General features: G+C 72.0%; 9 protein-coding genes. 5 read left to right on the plus strand and 4 right to left on the minus strand.

The window, feature by feature from the left end:
* Positions 1–91 precede the first annotated feature (91 nt).
* Positions 92–538, minus strand: a complete 447-nt coding sequence (locus tag ACZ4EG_RS18745; protein ID WP_467791319.1) for a hypothetical protein — start codon at positions 536–538, stop codon at positions 92–94.
* Positions 539–618: 80 nt separating this feature from the next.
* Here ACZ4EG_RS18745 and ACZ4EG_RS18750 point away from each other — a divergent pair, with 80 nt between their 5' ends.
* The 3 genes from ACZ4EG_RS18750 to ACZ4EG_RS18760 all read left to right on the plus strand — a co-directional run bounded on the left by ACZ4EG_RS18750 (position 619) and on the right by ACZ4EG_RS18760 (position 3,500).
* Positions 619–1,812: a PP2C family protein-serine/threonine phosphatase gene (locus tag ACZ4EG_RS18750; protein ID WP_467791320.1), complete on the plus strand. Its 1,194-nt coding sequence runs from the start codon at positions 619–621 to the stop codon at positions 1,810–1,812.
* A gap of 173 nt (positions 1,813–1,985) precedes the next feature.
* A complete protein-coding gene (locus tag ACZ4EG_RS18755; protein WP_467791321.1) occupies positions 1,986–2,390 on the plus strand; it encodes a zinc ribbon domain-containing protein in 405 nt (134 codons plus the stop codon).
* A gap of 54 nt (positions 2,391–2,444) precedes the next feature.
* Entirely contained in the window at positions 2,445–3,500 is a 1,056-nt protein-coding gene (locus ACZ4EG_RS18760) for a hypothetical protein (RefSeq protein WP_467791322.1), read from the plus strand.
* Between the two features lie 40 nt (positions 3,501–3,540).
* Here the strand turns inward: ACZ4EG_RS18760 and ACZ4EG_RS18765 are convergent, their stop codons facing one another.
* The 3 genes from ACZ4EG_RS18765 to ACZ4EG_RS18775 all read right to left on the minus strand — a co-directional run bounded on the left by ACZ4EG_RS18765 (position 3,541) and on the right by ACZ4EG_RS18775 (position 7,106).
* Positions 3,541–5,508: a YncE family protein gene (locus ACZ4EG_RS18765; protein ID WP_453547153.1), complete on the minus strand. Its 1,968-nt coding sequence runs from the start codon at positions 5,506–5,508 to the stop codon at positions 3,541–3,543.
* Positions 5,509–5,635: 127 nt separating this feature from the next.
* Positions 5,636–6,877: an amidohydrolase gene (locus tag ACZ4EG_RS18770; protein WP_453547155.1), complete on the minus strand. Its 1,242-nt coding sequence runs from the start codon at positions 6,875–6,877 to the stop codon at positions 5,636–5,638.
* A 73-nt stretch (positions 6,878–6,950) separates the two neighbouring features.
* Positions 6,951–7,106 carry a hypothetical protein gene (locus tag ACZ4EG_RS18775; protein ID WP_467791323.1) on the minus strand — a complete coding sequence of 52 codons (156 nt, stop codon included), beginning with the start codon at positions 7,104–7,106 and terminating at the stop codon, positions 6,951–6,953.
* A gap of 156 nt (positions 7,107–7,262) precedes the next feature.
* Here ACZ4EG_RS18775 and ACZ4EG_RS18780 point away from each other — a divergent pair, with 156 nt between their 5' ends.
* Positions 7,263–8,606 carry a helix-turn-helix domain-containing protein gene (locus ACZ4EG_RS18780; protein ID WP_467791324.1) on the plus strand — a complete coding sequence of 448 codons (1,344 nt, stop codon included), beginning with the start codon at positions 7,263–7,265 and terminating at the stop codon, positions 8,604–8,606.
* Positions 8,607–8,629: 23 nt separating this feature from the next.
* Entirely contained in the window at positions 8,630–8,776 is a 147-nt protein-coding gene (locus ACZ4EG_RS18785) for a hypothetical protein (protein WP_467791325.1), read from the plus strand.
* Positions 8,777–8,791 lie beyond the last annotated feature (15 nt).

Below are 8,791 nucleotides of genomic sequence, written 5' to 3' on the forward strand. Positions count from 1 at the left end.
CATCTGGAGCCTGCTCGGCGGCCGGTGAGGAGGGAACAGGGGAGCGCGTGGGCCCCGGCAGTCCGGCCGGGGCCCGCACGTGCCCCACGGATCAGCGGATCCGGTGTCCTGCCGCGTCCTCGTGCGTGTAGTAGCGATAGAACAGCGTGACGAACACGAACGCGCCGATCGCCAGGCCCAGGATCGCGGACTCCAGCGCGGTGTGACCGCGGCCGCTCAGGCTGAACAGGAAGCCGACCGCGATGGCCGCGAAGGCGCTCCACAGCACCGCGTGCACCTCGCGCGGCAGCCGCGGGGCCAGCGTCTGCAGACCCACGTACACGGCGAAGAACACGATCGCGGTCACGAAGCCGAACAGCAGGTTCCAGCCGGTGATGGGGCCGCCGTAACGGGTGTTGGCCGCGGCCCAGTACCCGTAAACAAGTGCGAGTACCGCGGGCGTCACCCACCTGGCGATCGCATGGGTCCGCTCACTGAAGACGTCGGGTGGTGCGCCGCGCCGGGTCACCGCACCGGTCGCGGGTGCCGCATGAGCCATGAGAGCACTCCTCTCTCCTCGCCCCCGCCTTCCAGAGCACACCTGGGGGGACCGCCTGGCAAGTCGGAAAAGGGGTCCGGATGCGACCGGGACCATGGCGTGCTTGGCTGAGGCGCGTGACCGACGACCCGGACCTGCGGCGCCAGCAGCTGCTGCGGATCCATGGGTGGAGCGTCGCCTGGCTGGCGCCGCTGCTGCTGCTCATCGGCATCGCGGTGATCGACTTCTACACCGGCGAGCGGTTCCGGATCACCTCCTGGATCGTCCTGGTGCCCGGTATCGCCGCCGCGATCTGCGGGGTGTGGACCACGGCCGCGTTCGCGGTGGTCTCGGTCGTGGTGTACGTCGTGATGGACAGCGCCTATCCGAACGAGTTCCACGCGGGCCTGCCCGACTTCATCCTGGTCGCCCTCGGTGGTGTCCTGGCCACGCTGGCCTGTGCGGTACGGCTGCGCGGCGAGCGGCGCATGCTGCACATGCGGGACGTCGCCGAGACCACCCGCCGTACCGTGCTGCGCCCGCTGCCCCCGGACTGGGCGGGGCTGGAGCACGCGGCGGTCTACCTCTCCGCGGACACCGACGCCCGGGTGGGGGGCGACTTCTACGACATCCAGCCCGGCCCGTACGGCGCCCGCGTCCTCGTCGGGGACGTGCAGGGCAAGGGTCTGGGCGCGGTGGAGACCGCGGCCGCGCTGCTCGGCACCTTCCGGGAGGCCGCGTACCACGAACCGGACCTGGTGACCGTCGCCGCCCGCCTGGAGATCCGTATGCTCCGCCACCGCAGCCACGCGACCGCCCTCGGCCGCGACGACGCCGACCGCTTCGCCACCGCCGTGCTGCTCGGTTTCCCGGACGACCGGCCCGGCACGGTCGAGGTCGTCAACTTCGGCCACGAACCCCCGCTCGTGGTCGGCCGCGACGGCGTACGCCCCCTGCCGCCCGGCGACCGCCTCCCGCTGGGCATGAACGACCTCGTTCCCACCGTCGGCCCGTCTCCACCGGCCCATGTCCCCTTCGCCTCGGACGCGACGCTGCTGATCACCACGGACGGTGTGACGGAGGCCCGGGACCGCCACGGTGCGTACTACGCCCTCACCGACCAGGTCACCCGCGCCGTCGCCGCCGACCCGGACGTCATCGACCTGCGGCGCCTGGTCGGCCGGGTGCGCGACGGCGTCCTGCGCCACAGCGGCGGTCATCTGGGCGACGACACCACGATCTTCGCGGTCCGCCGGCTCCAAGGAGCCGCGTTGGGAGGACGATTGCCGTCCTGACGCCCCCTTGCAGCCGCAGTGGTCATGCATCGCCGAAATGATGTGTCTGCCATGCCTGTAGTCGTTCTGTCCATCTATGGGGCCAATCGGATTAGGATCTTGGGTGTGCAGCTCCGCTACAACTACCGGGCCTACCCGGACGCCTCCCAGCGCCGTGCGCCGGCAAGCGCACCGTGCACGACGCGGGATGGTCCGCGTTCGTCGGCATGCTGGAGTACAAGGCGGTCAAGCACGGCCGCACCTTCGCCAAGGTGGACCGGGCCTTCCCGTCCTCTCAGGTCTGCTCGGCCTGCGGATTCCGGGACGGACCCGAGCCCCTGCACGTCCGGGAGTGGACGTGCGGCGAGTGCGTCGCCGTGCACGACCGCGACCACAACACGGCACGCAACGTCCTGTTCGATGGACGTCGTATCGTCACCGCCGGACGGGTGGAGACGCCAAACGCCTGTGGAGTGCCGGTAGGACGGGCACACGTGCCTGCACAGCGCGTTGCAGCAGGAAGCCGTCGGAAGGGTCAGACGACCCAGGCCGGAATCCCTGGACTTTGGTCCAGGGAGCACGTCAAGGTGCTGCTCTGACCGATTACCAAACACCGGGACCGACGACCGCGCGGACCGACGACAGGGGGGACGATGCCCGGAACCGTGCTGCTGCTCGCGGCCTCGCCGATGGGCCGTGGGCAACTGGTGGACGCGGCCTGCGTGCTCCCCGTCCTTGCGGCCGTCGCCCCAGCCGTGCTGTCCGGCACGGACACCGCCAACGTGGTCGAACTCGCCGACCCGCTGGAGCCGCAGGCCGTTCTGACCCGGCTGCGCGCCGCCGCGGCCGCCCCCGGTCCGCTGACCGTCTTCGTCACCGGCCAGCTCCAGCTGGACCGCCGTCAGCGCCTGCCCCATCTGGCGCTGGCCCGTACCACCCCGGCGACCGTCCGCTACACGGCCTTCCCCTGGCACTGGATCCGCGAGGAGCTGCGGCTGCGCCCGAACGGCACCACGACCCTGGTCGTCGATCTGCACGCGGACGCCGAGACCTGGGAGCACCTGACCGCTCATCCGCTGGACTCCGGCCGCAACAACGCCGTTTACGGTCGCATCGCACCGCCGCCGTCCCGCCGAGGCACCGGCCTGCCGTCGTACATGAAGGCGGTGGCGACGATCCTGCGCAGTGGCCACCGGCCGCCGCTGGAGCAGTTGCACCAGCAGGCGGTCGCCCGGCTGGGGGCGGAGGCCGCCACGAACGTCCTGCTGACCGCGCGGGTGCCGCACAGCGGCGATCCGCACGCGGCCATCGCCGCCGCGGTCGAGGCCGGGCGGCACGCGGAGGCCGACGGGCTCGCCGCGCAGTGGGAGCAGGCCGCGGTGCGCGCGCACGGGCCCGGTTCCGAGGACGCGCTGCACTGGGCCGAAGTCCGCGCGGATCTCGCGATGTTCGCCGGGGACGCGGCGCGCAGCTGCCGTACCTGGCTGACGGTCGCCACCGCCCGGCTGGCCGCCGGTCAGGCCGCGGACGCGCCCGCCGTGGAGGCGGCCGCGGACCGGGCGCACCACCAGTGGGGGCGTATCGACGACAGAGCGCGGGCCCGTGAACTCGGGCCCGCGCTCGCGGAGTTGAGGCTCAGGGTGCCGGGGCGGAAGCAGGGTGCGCTGGACCATGTCCAGCAGCAGCTGCGTCAGCTCCAGACCCAGTGAGACCCCGGCCGGTCGGTCGGCCGGTGCCTCGGCCGGTGGCTCAGCTGGTGAACGTGAAGTACTTCCAGGCGCCGTGCGTCGTGGAGTTCACGGTGTCACCGGAGCTGCTGTTGAGGTACGAGGAGCGGGCCCGGAAGCGCCAGCCGACGTCCTCGCCGTGGTTGCCGCCCAGCTCCACCTTGGACACGCCGCCCGAGCCCAGCGGGAAGTACTGCGAGCCGGCGTCGTACCAGGTGCCCTGGTAGTACACCTGGAACTGCAGCCGCTGCTGACGGCCCGGGAAGTACGTCATCGTGGTCGTGAACAGCGGGTTCTTGGACTTGTGGAAGAAGTAGTACGTGTGGCCCCACGTGCTCTTCGTCTTGTACTGCCGGCTGACCGACATGGACACCTTCACCTTGGCGCCGACCGTGCTGGACACGGAGCGCGGCTGGTAGCGGGCGTCGCCCGTGAACTTCGCCGTGACCTTGGTGTCCCGCTTCAGGTCCAGGGTGACCGACAGGTTGCCGCTGGAGTTGACCGTGCCCTTCTTCACGAGCTTGTTGGGCTTGTCCGAGCCGAACGGGTCGGCCCAGATCTCCACGGTGCGGTTCTTGTAGGTCGACCCGAGATGCGCCGTGAACTTCACGTCGGCGCCGTACGAGTACACCTTGCCGTTGTTGTTGACCGTCAGCGTCGGCTTGGCCCGCGAGACGTCGACGGTGTCGGACGCCTTCGCGGCGGCGTGGTCGGCGTCGCCCGCGTACGCCACCGTGTACTTCACCTTGCCGCCGGCCGGCGGGGTGTCGGTGAAGGAGTAGGTGCCGTCGGCCTTGACCGTCACCGGGGTGAGGGCCTTGCCGTTCGGGGACTCCAGGTCGGTGCGGGTGACCGTCAGCCGGGTGCCCGCGGGGAGCGCGATCGTCGAGGTCGCCTTGCCGGTGACGGTGAGCTGCTTGGCGCGCGGGGCCGACGCCGGGGCGTTCACCGTGAGGGTGGTGGCGGCCTTGGCCGGGGCGTCGAACTCGCGCAGCGAGTAGACGCCCTCGCTGTTGGAGGTCACCGCGAACAGGCGGGAGGCGTCCGGTGTCCAGGCCAGGCCGCCCGGGGCGAGGGTATCGGCACCGGTGGTGTTCCCGGTGTTGGGGAAGTCGTAGGTGCGCACCGCCTCGCTGCTGCCCGGCCGGAAGACGTAGACGTCCGGGTCGTACCAGGCGAAGCTGCCGCCGGCGACGGTCCCGTTGGGGGCGATGGCGACCGAGTTCGGGTAGGCGGTGCTCGGGTACTTGCCGTCCTCGTTGAGGTCGGCGGTCTTGAACACCTGGTGGTAGTAGGGCGCACCGCTGGCCACCACGACGTCCTTGCCGTCGGGGGTGACCTGGAGGTCGCCGAGGTTGCTGCCGGCCTCACGGGTGGACGCCAGCTTCGTGGCGGTGCCCGACGAGACGTCGTAGGAGGCGATCTCGGCCGGGCTCTGGCCGAGGGCGCCCGCGACCAGGGTGTCGGAGCCCGGTGCCGCGTCCAGGAGCGGCGCCGCGTACCAGCTGTTGTCCTGGCCGAGGGTGACCTCGTGCGTCTCGCTCGCGAGGTCGACGGAGCCGATGTTGCCCTCGGCGGAGCCGCCGTAGCCGAACCAGAGCTTGCCGCCGGCGAGGGCGACGCTGCGCGGCTTGTCGCCCACCGGGTACCGGGTGGACTCGGTGTCGGTCGCGGTGTCGATGACGGCGATCGCGTCCAGGTCCTGCACGGCCGCGTACAGCGTGCCGGAGTCGGCGGACAGTTCCAGGCCGGTGACGCCGGACAGATCGGTGGTGAGCTGCTTGACGACGTTGCCCGCGTAGTCCGTGACGACGATCTTGCCGTTGCTCGGATCGCTGATGAAGACCTGCTGGTGGACCCCGTCCACCACGATGTCGCCGGACTGCTTGATCGGCAGGATCTTGCCGGTGTCGGCGAACGCCGGCGTGGCGGCCAGCGCCGCCGAGCTGAAGAGGACCGCCAGGGTGGTGGCAGCCGTGAGAGTGCGCATACGCACGCTGATTCGAACCCCCCGGGTACGAATGGAGAAAAACGGACGCCACGGAACACGGCTGTTGTGTGTGTCCCCTGTGAGCCATGTGTGGCGGATGCGAGAAGACTAGGTGGGGAACACTAGGTCATGCCACTGACAAAAAGGCGAGCGCCCCCGAGACGAGCGTCCGCACGCCCGGTGCCACGGTGGCGAGGTCGGGCGCGAAGTGCGGGCTGTGGTTGCTCGGCACCTGCTGGACCTTCTCCATCAGCTCGTCGCCGGGCGCCTGCTGCCACACCTCGGCCGGAGTGGTCGTCACGAACCAGTAGGAGTACGGGATCGAGCCCACCGCCAGCTGCGGGAAGTCCTCGCTGCCCATGGCCGCACCCGGGTCGAAGACGGTTCCGGCGCCGAAGACCTCGCCGTGCACGGCGGCCACCCGGCGGTCGGTGTCCGCGTCGTTGACCATCACCGGGAAGGTGGCGTCGACCGTCACCTCCGGCTCGCGCGGGCAGCCGGCGGCCAGGCACTCGCCCCGCGCGATACGCCGGATCGCGGTGAGCATCCGCTCCCGCACCGCCTCGGACTGGGTGCGCAGATTCAGGGCGATGCGTGCCTCGGACGGGATGATGTTGTGCCGGGTGCCCGCCTCGATACGGCCCACGGTCAGCACGGCCGGCTCACGGGCGGCGAGTTCACGGGAGACGACGCTCTGCAGCCGTGTGACCAGATACGCCGCCGTCACCACCGGGTCCACGGTCGACTCGGGCCGCGAACCGTGTCCGCCCCTGCCGTGCACGACGATGTCGACGTCCGTCGAGGCGGACATGATCAGCCCCGGCGCGTGCGGGTACAGCCCGGCCGGTCCCGGCGCCGCGTGCTGTCCCAGCAGCACATCGGGGCGCGGGAACCGCTCGTACAGCCCGTCCTCGACCATGCGCCGCGCGCCCTGCCCGGTCTCCTCGGCGGGCTGCCCGACCGCCAGTAGCGTGCCCGACCAGGTCTCCCGGCCCGCGGCCAGCGCGGCGGCCGCCCCCGCGAGCCAGGTGACGTGCAGATCGTGTCCGCAGGCGTGCATCAGGCCGTCCGTGCGCGAGGCGTACGGCAGCCCGGTCTCCTCCTTGACCGGCAGCGCGTCCATGTCGGCGCGCAGCAGCACCACCGGCCCGTCCCCGTTGCGCAGCACCCCGGCGACACCGGTCCCGCCGACCCCCTCGGCCGTCTCGAACCCGGCCGCCCGCAGCCGCCCGGCCAGCTTCCCGGCGGTGCGGTGCTCGCGCAGGGACAGCTCGGGATGCCGGTGCAGATCCCGGTAGAAGCCCTCCAGGTCCGGGACCGGGAGATCGGCGGTGAGGTCCAGCGCGGTACGAGCGGCGGGAGAGGTCACGAGGTCAGCGTAGGCCCCGGGCGGCCGGCCGGCGGCCCGGGCAGACGCGCGCTGTACCAGTCATGGAGCGGGCCTATCGAGCCGTCTCGGCTGTCTGTACGGTCTGCTGGACCGGAGGGGAGTCGGCCGCGCGGGCCGGGCCGGCGTTCGCCGCCGTGATCAGGGCGACCACCGCCACCACGGCGGCGGCCAGGCCCCTGGCGGTGGGGGTCGCCCCGATCGAGCGCATGCGGGAAGGGGGGAGCGTGGAGGGGCGTCCGTAGCGTTCGTGCACGGCAACCTCGCAACAACAGCGACGTGTTAAGCATGCTTAATGCGCGGTTTAACCTAGGGGCTGATGGAGCCCAACGGCAAGGGGCACTGGGGGAGTTGGGGGGAGTTTGCGGTGCAGGAGCGGGATGATCCGGAGATCGTCGGGCGACGGGTGCAGCAGCTGCGCACGGAACGGGGGCTGACGCAGCGACAGTTGGCCGAGCCCGCTTACACGCCCGCCTATATCTCCACCCTGGAGGCGGGGCGGGTGCGCGCCTCCGACGACGCGCTGCGGCACATCGCCGGGCGGCTCGGGGTCGCCTTCGAGGAACTGGCCATCGGGCGGCCCGCCCATCTCGCCACCGATCTGCGGCTGCGGCTCACCGAGGCACAGCGCACCCTGGCCACCGGGGAGGCCGAGGAGGCGGCCGCGCAGTACGCCGTCCTGTTCGCGGAGGCGGAGACGCACGCGCTCCCGCTGGAGCAGGCCGCCGCGCTGCTCGGACTCGGTGAGTGTGCGCTGGACACCGGAGACCTGGCCGGGGCCCGGGGGCACTTCGAGCGGGCCGAGGAGCGGATGGCCGGGGAACCGCTGCCGGTCCGGGTGCCCGCGCTGCGCGGGCGGGCCGTCTCGCACTACCTCGCGGGTGAACTCCGCTACGCCGTCTACCTGCTGGAGTCCACGCTCGACGAGCTCAACCGCGGCGGTCTGCACGACCCAGACGCCCTGCTGCTCCTGTACGCCAGCGTCATCGGCCCCTACATGGACATGGGCGCCCATGCCCGCGCCGCCCAGGCCGCCGAGTTCGCGCTGGCCCTCGCCCCGCACGTCGCCGACCCCGCGCTGATCGCTCGGATGCACCGCTCCGTCGCCCGCACCCTGCTCGCCGAGGGCCGGGTCGCCGAGGCCGACGCCTCGCTGGCCAAGGCGGCCGAGCTGTACCGCCAGCTGCAACTGCGCACCGAACTCGCCAACTGCCACTGGATGCGCGGGTACGTGTACGCCCAGGACGGCGAACTGGAGCGGGCCGAGGGCGAGTTGCGGGAGGCCATGACCATGCTCTCGGCCACCCGTGCCGCCCTCTACAGCAGCCAGGTCGCCGTCGAACTCGCCGACGTACTGCACCGGCGCGGAAAGTCCGGTGAGGCCGCCGAACTGCTGCACGGGGTGCTGGGGGACCTGTCCTCCGAGCGCGGTGCCGTGCACTCCGCCGCCGCGCACCGGCTGCTCGGCATCATCGCCGAGGACGCCCGCGAGACGGAGGCGGCCGAGGAGCACTACGTCCGCGCCCTGAGCCTCCTGGAGCGGGCGGGCGCCGCCGGCGACCTCGCCGACCTGTGCCGCCTGCTCGGCGACCTGCTGCGCCGTACCGGCCGCGTGGAGGCCGCGCTGGACGCGTACCGGACGGGACTGGGGCACCGTACGGCCCCGGGCACCACGACGCTCGGCCCGGCGCCGGCGCAGCCGCCTTTGTGAGGGTGCGGGGGCTGTTTGCGGCCATGGCGTTGTGCCGCCTGCTCGGTGATCTGCTGCGTCGTACCGGCCGCGTGGAGGCCGCGCTGGGCGCGTACCGGACGGGACTGGGGCACCGTACGGCCCCGGGCACCACGACGCTCGGCCCGGCGCCGGCGCAGCCGCCTTTGTGAGGGTGCGGGGGCTGT

The organism is Streptomyces sp. NPDC025638, assembly GCF_055558775.1.

Bases quoted from the DNA above. Each gene is read 5' to 3' on its own strand.
- ACZ4EG_RS18745 (WP_467791319.1), bottom strand. From the start codon at position 538: ATGGCTCATGCGGCACCCGCGACCGGTGCGGTGACCCGGCGCGGCGCA.
- ACZ4EG_RS18750 (WP_467791320.1), top strand. From the start codon at position 619: ATGCGACCGGGACCATGGCGTGCTTGGCTGAGGCGCGTGACCGACGAC.
- ACZ4EG_RS18760 (WP_467791322.1), top strand. From the start codon at position 2,445: ATGCCCGGAACCGTGCTGCTGCTCGCGGCCTCGCCGATGGGCCGTGGG.
- ACZ4EG_RS18765 (WP_453547153.1), bottom strand. From the start codon at position 5,508: ATGCGCACTCTCACGGCTGCCACCACCCTGGCGGTCCTCTTCAGCTCG.
- ACZ4EG_RS18775 (WP_467791323.1), bottom strand. From the start codon at position 7,106: ATGCGCTCGATCGGGGCGACCCCCACCGCCAGGGGCCTGGCCGCCGCC.
- ACZ4EG_RS18785 (WP_467791325.1), top strand. From the start codon at position 8,630: ATGGCGTTGTGCCGCCTGCTCGGTGATCTGCTGCGTCGTACCGGCCGC.